The sequence below is a fragment of the Paratractidigestivibacter sp. genome, assembly GCF_052362415.1.
Lineage (GTDB): Bacteria > Actinomycetota > Coriobacteriia > Coriobacteriales > Atopobiaceae > Paratractidigestivibacter.
In genome coordinates, this window is sequence record NZ_DAWEMK010000010.1 from 14,264 (window position 1) to 30,537 (window position 16,274).

The window sequence follows — 16,274 nt, forward strand, 5'->3', positions numbered from 1 at the left end:
CACGAGCCGTAACAAAAAGAGCCGCTGTGGCACAGATTCGCGTGCCACAGCAGCCATTCTTGTCACGCTCCATGCCACAGCGGCGATTCCTGCCACACGGCGATCAACGACGGCGATTCCCGCCACATTCCCGCCACACGCCCGCGCCTGGACCCGCGCGCAACAAAAAACCGCCGGGCCCGAAGGCTCGGCGGCGGCGATTCGTGGTGGAGACTAAGGGGTTCGAACCCTCGACCTCAGGCTTGCAAAGCCCGCGCTCTCCCAGCTGAGCTAAGTCCCCGATTGGGCGGCCACTCTTTTCTAAAGAATAACCGCCCCAGCGGCGACTCGGCTAACGCTGGGGCGGCTATTGCCAAGAAAAAAGTGGTGGGCCTGACAAGGTTCGAACTTGTGACCTCCCGGTTATCAGCCGGACGCTCTGACCAACTGAGCTACAGGCCCAACGCGAGAAGTTATATTACGCGCACCCCTACCCTCCGTCAACTACTTTTTTGAAAAAAGTTGGCGCGGGCCGAAATTAGTTGTCTTTGACGTCTTTGCGATCCGCCTTTGCAGCTCCATGCAATATGGGTACGATTACCCATCGACACACACCGAACGTGAGGACTCAGCTTTGCCCCTTAAAGTCATGGACATAAAAACGGTCGCCATGGGCGCCGGACCCGTTCCCTCCTTCGTCGTGCTCGAGCAGCACGAGGGCGAGAAGCCCGAGGACGGCGAGCCCACGCGCAAGCCGCGCCGCCTCCCCATCCGCATCGGGTCGGTCGAGGCCGCGGCCATCAGCCTCGGCGTGAGGCCCGAGAAGGACCAGCGGCCGAAGACCCATGACCTCCTCAAGTCGACGCTCGAGGCGCTCGACGCCCAGCTCCTCTCGGTCAGGATCAACAAGGTCTCCGGCACCACGTTCTACGCCCAGCTCGTCCTGCGCGCCGCGGACGGCTCCGAGCGGCTCGTGGACGCCCGCCCGTCGGATGCCATCGCGCTCGCCGTGCGCTGCGGGGTGAAGATCCTCGCCGAGGACTCGGTGCTCGAAGCCGCCTCGATGCTCGACTTCAAGGGCGTCCGCGAGGCCGAGCAGGAGGCCGAGATGGCGGAGTTCCACGACTTCGTCGAGCACGTTTCGCCGGAGGACTTCGAATAGGCAGCGTCGCTCCCGACCGATCGCGGGCGTCGGTGCCGGGCAATCGGGCCGGCCCCGCGCACTTCGTAGACAAAAAACGAGCCGCAGGCCAAACGACCTGCGGCTCGCTCGCTATACATTGACTCCGGGCTCGGCGAGACTACTCGTCCAGGAGATCCTCGTCGACCTCTTCCTCGCCGGCAAGGGTGAGCGCGCCCTGGTCCTCGTCGTCGGCGCCCTCGCCCGCCTCGGGCTTGCGCTTGGCCACGGCCATGCGAGCGATGGCGCTCACGGTGTCGTCGTCGCCGAGGTTCATGACCTTGACGCCCTGGGTGGAGCGGCCCAGGCGGCTGATGTCCTTGCTCTTCACGCGGATGACCACGCCCTCGTTGGACATGATCATGAGCTCGTGCTGCGGGCCCACGATGCGGCAGGCCACGAGGTTGCCCTTCTTCTCGGTCATCGTGATCGTGAAGACGCCCTGGCCGCCGCGCTTGTGCTCGGGGTAGTCGCTGACGGGTGTGCGCTTGCCGTAGCCCTTCTCGGTGATGACGAAGAGGTCGCCGTTGCCGTTGGTGATCTCCATGCCGAGCATCTTCGCGCCGTCCTTGAGGGTGATGCCGCGGACGCCGGAGGTGTCGCGGCCCATCGGGCGCACGTCGCTCTCGGGGAACATGATGGCCTTGCCGTCGGTCGAGACGAGCATGACCTTCTCGCCCTCCTTGACGCGGCGCACGTTGACGAGCTCGTCGCCCTCGCGCAGGTTGATGGCGATGATGCCGTCGCGGCGCGTGCGGTCGTAGGCGCTCATGGCGGTCTTCTTCACGGTGCCGTTGGCCGTGGCGAACATCAGGTACTCGTCATCCGGGAAGGTGCGGCAGGTGATGACGGCCGCCGCGCGCTCGCCGTCCTCGAATGGCACGAGGTTGACCATCGCGGTGCCGCGCGCGGTGCGCTGGCCGATGGGCAGCTCGTGGACCTTCAGGCGGTAGACCTTGCCCTTGTTCGAGAAGAACAGCACGTAATCGTGGGTGCTCGCCACAAAGAGGTCCTCGACGAAGTCCTCGTCCTTGAGGTTGACGCCCTGGACGCCCTTGCCACCGCGCTTCTGGGAGCGGTAGGTGTCGAGCGGCGTGCGCTTGATGTAGCCGGCGTGGGTGACGGTGATGACCATGTCCTCATCGGCGATAAGGTCCTCGACGTTGAGGTCCTTGGTGCCCTCCGCCGAGATCTCGGTGCGGCGCTTGTCGGAGAACTTGCGGCTGATCTCGCGCATCTCGTCCTTGATGACGCCGAGGATCTTGACCGGGTTGGCAAGAAGGTCCTCGTAGTAGGCGATCGCGCGGCGCAGGCCCGCGAGCTCCTCCTCGATCTGGTCGCGCGAGAGGCCGGTCAGGCGGCGCAGGCGCATCTCGAGGATGGCCTGGGTCTGCTCCGGCGAGAAGCCGAAGCGCTCGATCAAGCGCTGGCTCGCCTCGGAGTCGGTGCGGCTCGAGCGGATGATGTGGATGACCTCATCGATGTTGTCGAGCGCGAGGAGATATCCCTCGAGGATGTGGGCGCGGGCCTGGGCCTTCTTGAGGTCGAAGCGGGTACGGCGGGTCACGACGTCGACCTGGTGGTCGATGTAGTGCTGCAGCATCTCGCGCAGGGTCAGGCACTTGGGCACGCCGTCGACGAGCGCCAGGTTGATCACGCCGAAGGTGGTCTGGAGCTGCGTGTACTTGTACAGGTTGTTGAGGACGACCTGCGGGATGACGTCCTTCTTGAGCTCGATGACGAGCCTGATGCCCTTCTGGTTGGACTCGTCGCGCAGGTCGGAGATACCCTCGATGCGCTTGTCGTTGACGAGCTGGGCGATCTTCTCCTGCAGGGTGCCCTTGTTGACCTGGTAGGGCATCTCGGTAAAGACGATGCGGGAGCGGCCGGTCTTGGTCGTCTCGACGTTCGCCTTCGCGCGCACGGTGATGGAGCCGCGGCCGGTCTCGTAGGCGTCGCGAATGCCGTCGGTGCCCATGATGATGGCGCCCGTCGGGAAGTCGGGGCCCGGCATGACCGTCATCAGGTCCTCGGTCGTGGCCTCGGGGTTGTCGATGAGCATGCAGGTGGCCTCGACCGCCTCGCCTAGGTTGTGGGGCGGGATGTTCGTGGCCATGCCGACGGCGATGCCACCGCAGCCGTTGACGAGCAGGTTCGGGAAGCGCGCGGGGAGGACCTGCGGCTCGGCGAGGGACTCGTCATAGTTTGGCTGCCAGTCGACGGTGTCCTTCTGGAGGTCGCGCAGGAGCTCCATGGCGGGCTTGGCCAGGCGCGACTCGGTGTAACGCATGGCTGCCGCGCCGTCGCCGTCGATGTTGCCGAAATTGCCGTGGCCGTCGATGAGCGGCGTGCGCATGGAGAACCACTGCGCGAGGCGGACCATGGCCTCATAGACCGCGGAGTCGCCGTGCGGGTGGTACTTGCCGATGACTTCGCCGACCGTCCAAGCGGACTTCTTGTGCGGGCGGTTAGGGAAGATGCCCGACTCGTTCATGGCGTACAGGATGCGGCGGTGGACCGGCTTCAGGCCGTCGCGGACATCCGGCAGGGCGCGGGCGGTAATGACCGACATCGAGTACTCGATGAAGGACTGGCGCATCTCGTGGCCGAACTCCTTGATCTGGAGCGCGCCGCCGTGCTCGTCGGTCTCGCCCGTGTCGACGCCGGTGCCGGCGTTGCCGAATTCCTCCTCGAGCTCGCCGTCGTCATCGTCGTCCGCATCGTCGCTGGACTCGGACTCGTCGTAGACGTCCGCGCCCTCGTCCGTCGCCTGGGCGCGGTCGAGCAGGCGCCGGAGGTCCTCCGGCAGGGCCTCGCCGTCGCCCGGCGTGCTGTTGTTGTTCTCGTCTGCCACTTAGCAGCCTTTCTCTAAGAAACGCTAGCAAGAAAATCGTTCGTGTTTTCCGGATCCAGTGCGGACTTTCTGAGGTGCCCCAGATAGGTCCGAAAGAGGAGCGACGCGTACTTGGGTACGCGAGCGACGAATGAGGGCCTAGATGGGGTGCCTCAGGAAGTCGGTCCCGGCTACGACCCGGATTTTTCGTCCCCGAGGACGCCGGTTAGGCCTATGCGTCCAAAAAGCGGGCGTCGTGCGCGTGTCGCTCGATATACTCTCGCCGGTACTCGACCTGGTTGCCCATGAGCTCTCGGACCGCCTTGTCCGCCATAGAGGCGTCCTCGATGGTCACGCGCTGCAGGATGCGGGTGCGCGGGTCCATCGTCGTCGAGGCGAGCTGCTTGGGGTCCATCTCGCCGAGGCCCTTGTAGCGCTGGACGGTGTAGGGGCGCTTCTTTTTCTTCGCCTTGCCGTTCTCGCCGGTGTCCTGCGGGTCGTCATCGTCGTCGGCGTCGAATCCGAGCTCGCGGATCTTGCGCTTGAGGATCTCCTCCTCGGGCTCGCGGCCGTTGGGGTAGACGTAGTAGATCTTCTTGCGCACCTTGATGCCGAAGATCGGCGGGCACGCGGAGTACACGTAGCCGGCGTCGATGAGCGGGCGCATGTACTTGTAGAAGAAGGTCAGGAGCAGGATGCGGATGTGGGCGCCGTCGACATCGGCATCCGTCATGATGATGATCTTGTGGTAGCGGGCCTTCGAGAGGTCGAAGTCGCCGCCCTCGCCGCCGGCGCCGGTCACGCCCGTGCCGATGGCGGTGATGAGCGACTGGATCGTGTCGGACGAGAACGCGCGGTGGTCGCCGACGCGCTCGACGTTCAGGATCTTGCCGCGCAAGGGAAGGATCGCCTGGATGTCTCGGCGACGGCCGTCCTTGGCCGAGCCGCCTGCCGAGTCGCCCTCGACGATGAAGAGCTCGGTGAGCTCCGCGTCGCGGCACGAGCAATCGGCGAGCTTGCCGGGCAGGTGCGCGGTCTCGAGGAGGGACTTGCGGCGCGTGGCCTCGCGGGCCTTGGAGGCGGCGGTGCGGGCCTTGCTCGCCTGCATGGCCTTGTTCACGATGACGCGGGCGTTCCTCGGGTGCTCCTCGAGGTACTCGGCCAGGCCGTCCGAGACGACCTTCATGACGAGCGGGCGGATGAAGGAGCTGCCGAGCTTGGCCTTGGTCTGGCCCTCGAACTGCGGGTCGCCGAGCTTCACCGAGATGATCGCGCACAGGCCCTCGCGAACGTCGTTGCCCGTGAGGTTGGCGTCCTTCTCTTTGAGGATGCCCTGCTTGCGCGCGTAGTCGTTGACCACGCGGGTGAGGGCAGTGCGGAAGCCCTCCATGTGCATGCCGCCGTCGGGCGTGTAGATGTTGTTCGCGAAGCTCATCACGTGCTCGGAGTAGGAGGTGTTCCACTGGATGGCCACCTCGACCTCGGCGCGCTTGGCGGGGTCGTCGGTCGTGTTCTCGCCGCGGAGGTAGATGGGCTCCTTCAGCCCCTCGGGCACGTCCTCGCCCTCGTTCAGGAACTTGACGAAGTCGATGATGCCGCCCTGGTAGCAGAACTCCTCCACGCGCGGGGTGCGCTCGCGCTCGTCGGTGAGGACGATCTTGAGGCCGCGGTTGAGGAACGCCATCTCCTGCAGGCGGTCGTGGAGCGTGTCGTAGTCATAGACGGTGGTCTCGAAGATCTCGTCGTCCGGCCAGAAGGTGATGGTGGTGCCGGTGGTGTCCGAGGTGCCGACGACCTTCATCTTCTGGGTGGTCTTGCCGCGGGCGAACTGCATCTCGTAGACCTTGCCGTCGCGGCGGACCTGGGCGATCATCTTTTTGGACAGCGCGTTGACGACCGACGAGCCGACGCCGTGCAGGCCGCCGGACACCTTGTACGCCGCGTTGTCGAACTTGCCGCCGGCATGCAGGATGGTGAGGACGACCTCGAGGGTCGGGATCTTCTTCACGGGGTGCAGGTCGACGGGGATGCCGCGGCCGTTGTCCACGACGGTCACGGAGTTGTCCTGGTGCACGGTCACGAGGATCTGGGTGCAGAACCCGGCGAGGGCCTCGTCGACGGCGTTGTCCACGATCTCCCACACCAGGTGGTGAAGGCCGGAGGCCGAGGTCGAGCCGATGTACATGCCGGGTCGCTTGCGCACCGGGTCGAGGCCCTCGAGGATCTTGATCTCGTCGCCGCCATATTCTTGATTCTCTGCCACGCGCGCGTCCTTCCTGGGGGCGTGCTCAGCGCCCCTCTGCGTTCGTCAAAGGCTCGTTTGGAAGCACAGGACTTATCCAAACAGAGATATACAAAGAAACAGTTTACCGTATCAGAGGCCCTCAGAGCCGTTCTAAGCGGTTATCTACTATTTCTGCTGATTCCTAGCCTTCTGGCGCCGCATAGACGCGCTCATGGCCTTATAGGCCCTCTCGCGCAGATGCTCCGGCTGGTTGGCCGTCGCCTGGCGCACATAGGCCTCCTCCTCGGGCGAGAGGGGCGGCAGGTCGGGCTCGGCCGGGGCCGGCGCCGCATGGACCGCGGCGGGCTTCTTTTTGGGCGGGCGTTTGGTCTGCTGGAAGCGGATCTCGGAGAAGTCCCAGCCCACGGCCGCCATGCGGGCGCGGTAGACCTCGCGGTTCGCGTTGAAGTCAACGGCGCGGGCGCGGGTGTCGGTATAGACGACGAACATGGGCTTCTCGCCGGGGCGGCGGGGCTCCGCGAGGTAGGTCCCGCAGGTGTGCTCGCGCTCGACGGGGCCGATGACCTGGTACCAGCAGCGCTGCGCCTGGCGGGCAGGCCCCATCGCGCGGCGCGCCGAGGGGGTATCGAAGACCCCTTTGAGGGCGTCCTTGATCGAGGACATGTTCGAGAACTCGTCGACCATCATGCGTAGCTCACCACTTCTGCGCTCCCCACGAGCTCTTCGGAGAAGTACCCGAGGTTCGTCGTCGTGATCACCGTCTGGGTCCCCGGCAAGAGCATCCCCACGAAGGCGTCGCGCCGCCGCGCGTCGAGCTCGCTCATCACGTCGTCGAGGAGCAGCAGCGGCCGGGCCCCGACGACCTCCTCGGCCAAGAGCACCTCCGCCATCTTGAGCGCGAGGACGACCGAGCGCTGCTGGCCCTGCGAGGCGAAGGCCCGCGCATCGCGGCCATCGATCGAGAAGACCACGTCGTCGCGGTGCGGCCCCACGGTGGTCTGCCGGCGACGGAGGTCCTGCGGGCGCGCCTCGGCGAGCGCGTCGGCGAGGCGGCGCGCGAGCTCATCGCGGCCCAAAGACTCCGCGCCCTCTCCCAAGCTGCACCCGTAGGAGCAGGTCAGGCGCTCCCCGCCGGATATGCTGGCGTAGGACTCCTCGACCTTCGGCGCGAGGCGCGAGAAGAGCCGCATGCGCGAGCTCAGGAGCGCCGCCCCTCCCGCGGCGACCGAGGCGTCCCACGCGTCGAGCAGTCCCAGGTCCGGCGAGTCCTCCTTGAGCAGGCGGTTTCGCTGCTCGACGGTGCGCTGGTAGGCGGTGAGCAGGCGGGAATAGCCCGGCGCCGCCTGGCGGCCGAAGTCGTCGAGCTCGTCGCGCCGCCCGGAGGCGCCGCGCTTGACGAGCGCGAGGTCGTCGGGGGTAAAGAGCACCGACATCAGGCTCCCGGCGACGTCGGAGGCCGGCAGGCGCTTGCCGTTGCGGAAGAACGCCTTCTTTCCGGGGGCGACGTCGACGCGCACATCGATGACCCTCCCGTCGCCCTCGAGCCGCGCCTGGGCACGGCCGCGCACAGCCCCCTCGCGAACGAGCTGCGAGGGGGTCGGGTGACGGAAGGAGCGCCCGGCGGTGAGCAGCTGCAGGGCCTCGACCGTGTTCGTCTTGCCAGAGGCGTTCGGCCCCACCAGGACGGTGGTCTGGCCCGAGAGCCCCACGCGGCGCGACGACGCGTTGCGGAAGTCGTCGAGCTCCAGGTATGCGACGCGCAGCCCCACGCCGGCCCTAGAGGCGCACCGGCATGAGCAGGTACAGGTAGTTGATGGCGCCGTTGGACTTGAAGATGCCCGGCTGCGCGGAGCTCTGCAGCTCGAGGCGCAGGCGCTTGGAGCCGGCGACGGCGTTCATGCAGTCAAAGACGTAGTGGTAGTTCAGCGCGATGGAGAGCGCCTGGCCCTCGATGTCGGCGTCGATGATCTCGGAGGACTCGCCCTGCTCCGGCGAGCTCGCAGAAAGGCGCACGAAGCGGCCGTCGGGGTCCACGTCGAAGCGCACCGAGGCGTTCGTCACGGCGATGACCGAGACGCGCTTGAGGGCCGCGGCAAGGGCGTCGGCGTCGATCTCGACGGCGGTACCGCAGCTCGCGGGGAGGAGCTGCTTGTAGTCGGGGAAGTTGCCCTCGATCTTTCGGCACACGAAGGTCGTGGTGCCGAAGGTGAAGACGACCTGGCTCTCGGCCACGCCGATGCGGACGGACTCGGTCATCGAGGGCATCGAGAGGACGTCGTGGAAGATGTTGCCGCCGACGATGGCGCGGAACGCCTCGCCCGCAGGCGCCTCGGCGGAGGAGTCGCAGACCGCGAGGCGGAAGGAGTCGGTCGCCACGAGGCGAATGGTGTTGTCCTCGACCGTGAGCAGGATGCCCTGCAGGATCGCGCGGGAGGTCTCCTTGGAGGTCACCTTATAGACCTTGTCCACCATCGTGGCCAAAAGGTCGCTCGGCAGCTCGATCTCGCGCTGGGGGTTCACCGAGGGGAAACCGGACCAGTCGCTGGGCGAGAGCGTGTTCAGGCGGAAGGAGGACTTGTCGCACGAGATGGAGATGGTCCTCTCGCCGCCGTCGAAGGTCACCGCGGCGTCGGGGAGGGTCTTCACGATGTTGGTGATGACCTTTCCCGAGACGACGGTCTCGCCCGGCTCCTCGACGTTGGCGGGGATGAGGTGACGGATGGAGATCGTCAGGTTGTTCGTCTGGAACTCGAGCGTCCCCTCCGCCGCGCGGATATACACGCCCGAGAGGATCGGCAGCGTGGAGTTCGTCCCCATGCCCTTCGCTACGACGGATAGGGCTTTGAGGAGAGAGGACTGGCTTACGGTGAACTTCATCTTCCGACCCTTCTATTTGTTCTTATATATATCTATAAAACCAGTAGTAATAATAAGCACTGTCGAAAAGTTGAAAACCTCGCGTTTACCAAGGTAGAAGCAGACATTCTTGGCTTGCTGAGTCGGCTTGGTTTTCTTCATCCGTCAACATCGCCTCCCCGCCCCAAAAAGTTTTCAACATCAGTGCGCGGGTTTTAGAGGGCGCGTCGACGCGTTTTCGACTGTTTTTGAACATCATGCGCCGCCCACGATCTCTTCGCGGATCTGCATCAGCTTCTCGTTGAAGACGCGATCGTCCTTCTTCGCGGTGTCGACCACGCGAAGGCTGTGCATGACGGTGGCGTGGCTTCGCCCACCGAACTTCTTCCCGATGTCGGCGAAGGTCTGGTCGCACAGGTCGCGGCAGAGCCAGATGGCCACGTGGCGGGCCTCCATGAGCGACTTGTTGCGCTTACTGCCGATGAGATCGCCGTGGGCGACGTCGTAGTTGCGCTCGACGACCTTCTGGACCTGCTCGATCGACACGCGCCGCTCGCTCGTCGGCCAGACCTCGTGGCAGATGTCCTCGACCTCGCTTTCCAGAAGCTCGCCGCCGGCGGCCTCCGCGCGAGCCTCGGCGAGCAGGCACCGCTGGCAGAAGCCCTCGATGAGACGGATGTTGTTGCCCGCCTTCTCGGCCATGAAGCGCTGCATCTTCGGCGAGATCTTGCCCATCGTCCCCGCCAGGCCGTCCTTCTCGGCGTCCTCGAGCGCGCGCTCGCAGAACTTCTCGATGAGGCGGACGCGCAGCTCGTAGCTGGGGACCTGCACAGACGCGGTGAACCCGCCGCCGATACGGCTCGTCACGCGCTCATCGAAGCCGTCTTTGCCCATGCCGAGCTCGGCGGGGGTGCGGTCGGCCGCGAGCACGACCCATTTGCCGCTCGCGCGCAGCGTGTTGAAGGTGTCGAAAAAGAAGTTGATGGTGCCGGCCTTGCCGATGAGCCCCTGGACGTCGTCGACGATGAGCACGTCGATGTCGGCGTAGTTCTGGCGCAGCTCGTCGGCGGCGGACTTGTTCTCCGAGCGCGACGCGTTGACGTAGTCGCTGATGAACGACGACGCGTCCTTGTAGACGCAGATGCGCGACGGGTCGTTCTGGGCTATGTAGTTCTGGATAGCGCGCAGAAGGTGGGTCTTGCCCAGGCCGCTCTTGCCGTAGATGAAGAGAAGCCCGTAGCTCTTGTTGACGCCGTTGGCTACCTGGACTGCCGAGTCGTAGGCGATCATGTTCTCGTCGCCGCGGACGAATCGGTCGAAGGTGAGCTTCGAGTCTCCTGCGCCCACGTCTTCTACCAGCGGGTTCTTCGCGCGTCTGCGCTCGAGGGCACGACGAGCGGCCTCCTCGTCCTCCTTCCAGCCATCGTCCTGGAGCGCGACGTGGCTCGGGCGGGGCGGCTCGGCGGGCTCCTCGCGCTTGGGTACCCAGCTCTCCGCCTCCTCGCGCGTCATCGTCGAGACGTGCGGCTTCGGCGCCGCGGCGTGTCCGCCGAGCGCGGCCTCGAGCTTGATGTCCTCGAAAGCCGCCTTGCTCAGCGCGCCGTCGATCTCCTCGGTGCTCTGCGAGATCTTCCTCAGCACGAGGCGCATGGGCGTCTCGACGCGCAAGATGCCTCCCTCGAGGCTTTTGGGCTCGCAGCTGCGGAGCATGGCGAGGAAGGACTCGGGCTTGCCCTCCTCCGCGAGGATGTCGAGGGCGTCTTGCCACAGCGCCTCGGCGTCAGACTCTTCTGAGATGTCCATAGTCGAATTCCTTGGAATTGTTGAAAAGTGACGCTCAGTATATCGAATTGTTGAAAACTCCGCTTTGGTTTTCTACAAACGGCGGCCGAACGACGCCGGCGGGCGCCTTGGAGCCTTCCTTTACCCGAGCAGGCTGCGGCCAACGGCCGTGAGGCGGTGCTTCTGGCCTTCCTTCATCACGTATCCCGCGGCGACGAGGGCACCGAGCTCGCGCGACCAGGTGGGGCCCGAGTAGCCGTAGGCCTTCACGAGCTCGGTGGGTCCGCAGCTCTCGTGCTGCGAGAGGTACTCGATGATCCTCGCTCCGCGTTCGCTCACCTGCGGCTGGCTCGCCGCCGGCGGCACGGCTCCCGCGGGCATGGGCTGCTGTGCCGCCGGGTCCTGTGCCGGGTAAGGCTGCTGAGGCGCCTGTTGGAACGGCTGGCCGTACGGCTGCTGCTGGTACGGCTGCTGAGCGGGGTACATGGGCTGGCCCGGGAATCCCTGCTGCGGGGCGTAGCCCGTCTGCGGCCGAAAGGACGGCTGCCCGTACGGCTGCTGCCCGTATTGGGGCGCACCCATGGGCTGCCCGTACGGCTGCTGGCCATATGGGGGCATGCCCGCCGGCTGCGCGTATGCCGACTGCCCGTAGCCCTGCGGCGTCGGCACCGGCATCGTCGCAGGTCCCGCCTGCTGCGCTTCCTGCGCCTGTGGCGAGCGGGCGACGCCGGCCGCCTCCTGCCTCGGCCTGACCGAGATCGTCACGACGGTGCCGCCGGCGATGTTGTCCTCTATGGTGAGGCTGCCGCCCTTGTCCTCCATATATTGCTGGGCGTACGGAAGCCCGCTCCCTACGCCGCGGATGTACTGGCGCATCTCTTCGGTGGCCGACGAGGTGCCGTACTCGAGCGCGAGGTCCTTCTCTTGGATCCCCGGCCCTTGGTCCGAGAAGCGGATCGTGTTGCCGCCGTCCAGGATGGTGATCGTGGGGGACTGGAAGTACGCGTGGATGAAGTTCTCCACGATCTCGCGGATGACCATGAAGGGAATCGTCCCGCCCTGCTCGTGCGAGAGCTTGTTCACGGTCCCCGTGATCTCTTCCAGATATGGGCGGACGTCCTTCGGCTCGACGACCACGACCCGCGGCGCCGCGGACGCGTCGTCGTAGACGGCGATGCGCGCGGGGTTGGTCACGAGGCTTTCCTGCTGGTCAGAGCCCTGCGCCTGCTCCTCAGACGCCTTTTCGACCATCGGGTAGAAGTCCCGCGCCATATCGTCCACCCCGCTTTCTCAACAGGTTTTCATCATTTGTAGAAAACTTTTCAGCGCGGATTCGATGTGAACGAAAGTTTTCAACAATTGTCGAAAACCAGTTTATAACTCGTGAAAAACATGAATCCACAGCCGGAAAAGCATAACACCTTTGCGCAGGTTTCAGGCCATACGAAAGGTCCCTTCCAAGGCTGGAAGAAAAGTCGAAAACTTCCAAGTCGGGCGTTTGCGAACTTCTTGCGTACTTCTTTTGCGTAGATGTTTGACAGTTTTCGCCTTTGACCTTTACAATCTTTGAGCTTATTGCCCCAAAACTGACGTTTACACCCAACCGGGAGGAATAGCTATGAAGCGTACGTATCAGCCGAACAAGCGCAAGCGCGCCAAGACCCACGGTTTCCGCGCCCGTATGGCCACCAAGGGCGGCCGTAAGGTTCTCGCTCGCCGCCGTGCCAAGGGCCGCAAGAAGCTCACCGTCTAAAAACAATGAAGAAGACCATCAAGTCGAAGCGTGATTTCGAGAAGGTCTTCTCTTGCGGGAAGAGGCTCAACGACCCTCTCCTGCGCATTCGAATGGCTAAGCTTGACGAGGGCGGCCCCGGAAGGGTCGCCTTCGTCGCGCCTAAGCGGCTTGGAAACGCCGTCTTCAGGAACCGGTGCAAGCGCGTGCTGCGCGAAGCGGCACGAGAGTGCGGGCTTCCTTTGGACGGTTACGACATGATTCTCTTCTCGACCAAAGACACGCACGACAGCTCTCCCTCGAGCATCGCGCGATCGCTGAGAAGGCTCATACAGAAAGCCGGCGCCTAAGGTGGGCGGCGCGCGCGGGACCTCGATCGTCTCTCGTGCCCTTCTTGCCTGCGTCGGCTTTTATCAACGCCGGGTATCCCCGCTCTTCGGCGCGAGGTGCATCTATTACCCGACGTGTTCCGAATACGCTCGCCAAGCCATCCTCAAGCACGGGGCCCTTCGGGGCTCGGCGCTCGCTTTGCGCAGGATATTGCGGTGCCACCCTCTGCATGACGGTGGCTACGACCCCGTCCCCTAGTCAATGACCACGGAGGAAACATGTGGGATTGGTTTATTAACTTCCTGACGATGGTGCTCCAGGGGCTTCACGGCTTCGTGGGCGATTGGGGCCTCGCCGTCATCGTCCTCACCGCCATCGTCCGCCTGCTGCTGACGCCACTGCAGACCAAGTCCGTCAAGTCGACGGCCGGTATGCAGGTCGTGCAGCCTCGAATCCAGGAGCTTCAGGAGAAGTACGCTGACGACCCCCAGCGTCTCCAGGAAGAGACGATGAAGATCTACTCGGAGATGAAGGTCAACCCGCTCATGGGCTGCCTGCCGCTCCTCATTCAGATGCCGATCTTCTGCGCTCTGTTCGCTGTCATTAAGAACGTGCCGGCGGACGCCTGCTTCTACGGCATTCTCCCGTCGATCTCGCAGTCGTGCGCCGGCGTCTTCGGCGCCTCCGGCTTCGTGGGAGCGCTCCCGTACATCATCATGGACGTGCTCTTTGGTGTGCTCACCTTCGTACCGATGATGATGAACCTCGGCAACTCGACGCCCGAGATGAAGAACCAGCAGATGATGATGGGCGCCATCATGTCCCTCATGATGCTGTGGTTCGGTTGGACCTGCCCCGCGGCCGTCCTGCTCTACTACGTGACCTCCTCGCTGTGGCAGGTCGCCCAGCAGAAGCTCGTTACCCAGCGCGTCATGGAGAAGGCCAAGAAGGACGCCGAGGAGCGCGCTAAGAACGCTCCCGTTGAGGTCAACGTTGTCCGCAAAGAGAAGAAGCAGCGTCCTCACAAGAAGCGCTAATTGCTGTTAAACACTAGTTATCGATTACGTATTTGATATTGGAGGTTGGCATGGATGATGAGGTTCTGACTGTGGAGGAGACTTCCGCCGACCAGTCCCTCACGACTGATGCCGCTGATGAGTTCTCGTCTATCCGCGAGCGCTTCGAGGCCGGTGCCGAGCTGACCGAAGAGGAGACGGATAAGGTCGCCGACGTCGCCGTTGAGTATCTTCGCGAGCTCCTCGGCTTCTTTGGCGAGACTTCCTGCTCCATTGATGAGTACGATGGGGACAACGGGGAGCTGATTCTCGACGTCAATGGTGGCGACCTTGCCGTCTTGATCGGCCGTCACGGCCGCACGCTCGATGCTCTGCAGATGGTTCTCTCGTCGCTTATGAGCAGTACACTGAAGTTCTACTATCCTATCGTTGTGGACATCGAGAGCTATAAGAGCCGCCGTAAGTCCAAGGTCCAGGGACTTGCCAGGGCTGCGGCCGCAAAGGCTCGTAAACAGGGCCGGGTGGCAATGGCTCCGATGAACGCTTATGAGCGTCGTTTGGTCCACCTTGCCTTGCATGACGATGATTCGGTTACCACTCATTCCGAGGGTGAGGATCCCAATCGTCGGGTTGTTATCACCGCTGTTCACTAGTGCTTTATATCAGGTGGTATCTTTAGGAGGAGCTTCAGCTCCTCCTTTTTTATGACAAGAATTCTTGACTCACTAGTTTTTGGCAGGAGATTTGTATGGCTGACCCGACCCACGAGGAACTCGTTGACCAACTGATTTATGAGCTCTCTCAGTTCGAGATCGATTGCTCTCATACCCAGGCTGATTTATTGATTCGTGATCTCGAGCTGGTTCTTGAGAAGAATAAAGTCGTGAACCTCACAAGAATCGAGGCTCTGAGAGACGCTGTGACGCTCCATCTCGTTGACTCTCTTGTGCCACTAGGGACAAAGACTTTCAAGCCCTCAGAAGGGCTTAGATTCCTTGATATTGGAACTGGTGCTGGTTTTCCTGGAATTCCTCTTGTGATTATGACTGGGATGGAAGGTCTGCTGATTGATTCTGTTGGAAAGAAGGTCACCGCTGTCAATGAGTTCATTCATGAACTTTCTCTGACTTCATGCAAAGCAGAGGCCATCAGGGCTGAGGTTTTGGCACAACGAGAGCCCGGTTCCTTTGATTACGTATTTGCTCGTGCTGTTGCTCAAAGTAATGTAATGATCGAGTATGCTGCACCCTTGCTCAAACTTGGCGGTAGCTTGATCCTCGAGAAGGCTAATCTTTCTGAGTCTGAGCTGCAGAATGCTAACTATGCTTCCCAGATCTGTGGTCTACAGCGTCTTTCTCGTGATTCATTAGAACTTCCTCGTGGTTTAGGGCATAGAGAGATCCTGACTTATCAGAAGGTAGCTAAGCCTCACATCAAGCTTCCTAGAGCTAATGGAATGGCTAAGAACCATCCTCTAGTTCCAAAGAGTAATTTATGTAATGTGAATACTCTCAAGTAGTTACTAGTAATGCCCCTGTTTCACGTGAAACAGGGGCATTACTAGTAACTACTTGAGAAATTTAGCAGAGTTCGTCTTGTCAAATCTTCATCTTAGATTGATGTTGGTATTTGTATATTTGCAATCACAACCTGCAAGCACATTTGCATAATATTATAGACTTATTTTGAAGTACATATTTGATTCGCTAGGTTCAAATGAACGTATTTCATTGACTTCAATGCTGTATTTAATTCCATAGTATCTATTTGAGCTGAATACGCTACTTAGAGGCTCTTTAATGAGTATTTAACTTGTTGCTATTGGTTGGAAAACTCTGTATCACGTGAAACACAGCGAATTTTTTCTTTTGTTAAAGTAATAATGACTATTGAATACTGAATAATTCTCGCAAATTTGAATATATGTGATTTCTAATTCAATGCGTTTAACGTGAAACGTTACGTTTTGATTGCTGTATTAGCGAATATGATTCTATTTCCAGCTCTTACAAGATTCAGATTAACCGCAATTGAGAGCTTACTTACGAATGAAGTTTGTTTCACGTGAAACAATACTTACAAAGGTATTCGTTGTAATTCAAATACTTAGATCAACAGACGCTGTGATTTTGAATTTCGAGTATATCTCTTTAGTCTGAATCTTTAACGTAAGTGATTCACGTGAAACAAATAGAGAATGTGATCCGTTTCACGTGAAACATAAACTAAGATAGTACTCACAAGTAATAGCAATCGCTGTATTTGGAGAGTATTGTGGGATTTCGGGATGTAAAACGGGGCTTTCCTGATAAAAATACGCG

14 protein-coding genes and 2 tRNA genes are annotated in these 16,274 nt (G+C 61.8%); 7 read left to right on the plus strand and 9 right to left on the minus strand.

Translation table 11 applies throughout. The features are described 5' to 3' along the window. Window positions 1-204: 204 nt before the first annotated feature. Together ACT84W_RS02065 and ACT84W_RS02070 are read right to left on the minus strand one after the other, a co-directional pair. Window positions 205-280, minus strand: a tRNA-Ala gene (locus ACT84W_RS02065). 84 nt (window positions 281-364) lie between these two features. Then, window positions 365-441 (minus strand) — tRNA-Ile (locus ACT84W_RS02070). 172 nt (window positions 442-613) lie between these two features. On the opposite strand from ACT84W_RS02070, the gene ACT84W_RS02075 reads away from it, so the two are divergent. Continuing rightward, a complete protein-coding gene (locus ACT84W_RS02075; protein WP_432290612.1) occupies window positions 614-1,141 on the plus strand; it encodes a bifunctional nuclease family protein in 528 nt (175 codons plus the stop codon). Window positions 1,142-1,280: 139 nt separating this feature from the next. On the opposite strand, the gene gyrA is transcribed toward ACT84W_RS02075, so the two are convergent. From gyrA to ACT84W_RS02110, 7 genes are all read right to left on the minus strand, one after another. Continuing rightward, window positions 1,281-4,013 carry a DNA gyrase subunit A gene (gene gyrA, locus ACT84W_RS02080; protein WP_444328036.1) on the minus strand — a complete coding sequence of 911 codons (2,733 nt, stop codon included), beginning with the start codon at window positions 4,011-4,013 and terminating at the stop codon, window positions 1,281-1,283. Between the two features lie 211 nt (window positions 4,014-4,224). Further along, entirely contained in the window at window positions 4,225-6,255 is a 2,031-nt protein-coding gene (gene gyrB / locus ACT84W_RS02085; protein ID WP_444328037.1) for a DNA topoisomerase (ATP-hydrolyzing) subunit B, read from the minus strand. Between the two features lie 147 nt (window positions 6,256-6,402). Then, entirely contained in the window at window positions 6,403-6,924 is a 522-nt protein-coding gene (locus ACT84W_RS02090) for a hypothetical protein (protein ID WP_444328038.1), read from the minus strand. Next, on the minus strand, window positions 6,921-8,006 hold the full coding sequence (gene recF / locus ACT84W_RS02095; protein WP_444328039.1) for a DNA replication/repair protein RecF: 1,086 nt from the start codon (window positions 8,004-8,006) through the stop codon (window positions 6,921-6,923). Before recF ends, ACT84W_RS02090 begins: the two co-directional genes overlap by 4 nt. 7 nt (window positions 8,007-8,013) lie before the next feature. Then, window positions 8,014-9,114, minus strand: coding sequence for a DNA polymerase III subunit beta (gene dnaN, locus ACT84W_RS02100; RefSeq protein WP_417575228.1), 1,101 nt, complete (start codon window positions 9,112-9,114; stop codon window positions 8,014-8,016). A gap of 234 nt (window positions 9,115-9,348) precedes the next feature. Next, on the minus strand, window positions 9,349-10,896 hold the full coding sequence (locus ACT84W_RS02105) for a DnaA ATPase domain-containing protein (protein ID WP_444328040.1): 1,548 nt from the start codon (window positions 10,894-10,896) through the stop codon (window positions 9,349-9,351). A 120-nt stretch (window positions 10,897-11,016) separates the two neighbouring features. Next, entirely contained in the window at window positions 11,017-12,147 is a 1,131-nt protein-coding gene (locus ACT84W_RS02110) for an ATP-binding protein (protein ID WP_444328041.1), read from the minus strand. A 346-nt stretch (window positions 12,148-12,493) separates the two neighbouring features. Between ACT84W_RS02110 and rpmH the strand changes: the two genes are divergently transcribed. The 6 genes from rpmH (at window position 12,494) to rsmG (ending at window position 15,472) form a co-directional block, all read left to right on the plus strand. Beyond that, a complete protein-coding gene (gene rpmH, locus ACT84W_RS02115) occupies window positions 12,494-12,628 on the plus strand; it encodes a 50S ribosomal protein L34 (RefSeq protein WP_321971360.1) in 135 nt (44 codons plus the stop codon). Window positions 12,629-12,633: 5 nt separating this feature from the next. Further along, entirely contained in the window at window positions 12,634-12,957 is a 324-nt protein-coding gene (gene rnpA, locus ACT84W_RS02120; RefSeq protein ID WP_417575225.1) for a ribonuclease P protein component, read from the plus strand. Between the two features lies 1 nt (window position 12,958). Next, window positions 12,959-13,195 carry a membrane protein insertion efficiency factor YidD gene (gene yidD, locus ACT84W_RS02125; RefSeq protein WP_432290617.1) on the plus strand — a complete coding sequence of 79 codons (237 nt, stop codon included), beginning with the start codon at window positions 12,959-12,961 and terminating at the stop codon, window positions 13,193-13,195. 20 nt (window positions 13,196-13,215) lie between these two features. Next, window positions 13,216-13,974 carry a YidC/Oxa1 family membrane protein insertase gene (locus ACT84W_RS02130; protein WP_444328042.1) on the plus strand — a complete coding sequence of 253 codons (759 nt, stop codon included), beginning with the start codon at window positions 13,216-13,218 and terminating at the stop codon, window positions 13,972-13,974. Between the two features lie 50 nt (window positions 13,975-14,024). Continuing rightward, on the plus strand, window positions 14,025-14,606 hold the full coding sequence (locus tag ACT84W_RS02135) for a Jag family protein (RefSeq protein WP_444328043.1): 582 nt from the start codon (window positions 14,025-14,027) through the stop codon (window positions 14,604-14,606). Window positions 14,607-14,701: 95 nt separating this feature from the next. Next, the gene (gene rsmG / locus ACT84W_RS02140) at window positions 14,702-15,472 is read left to right on the plus strand and encodes a 16S rRNA (guanine(527)-N(7))-methyltransferase RsmG (RefSeq protein WP_444328044.1); all 771 of its coding nucleotides are present in this window, start codon (window positions 14,702-14,704) and stop codon (window positions 15,470-15,472) included. Window positions 15,473-16,274 lie beyond the last annotated feature (802 nt).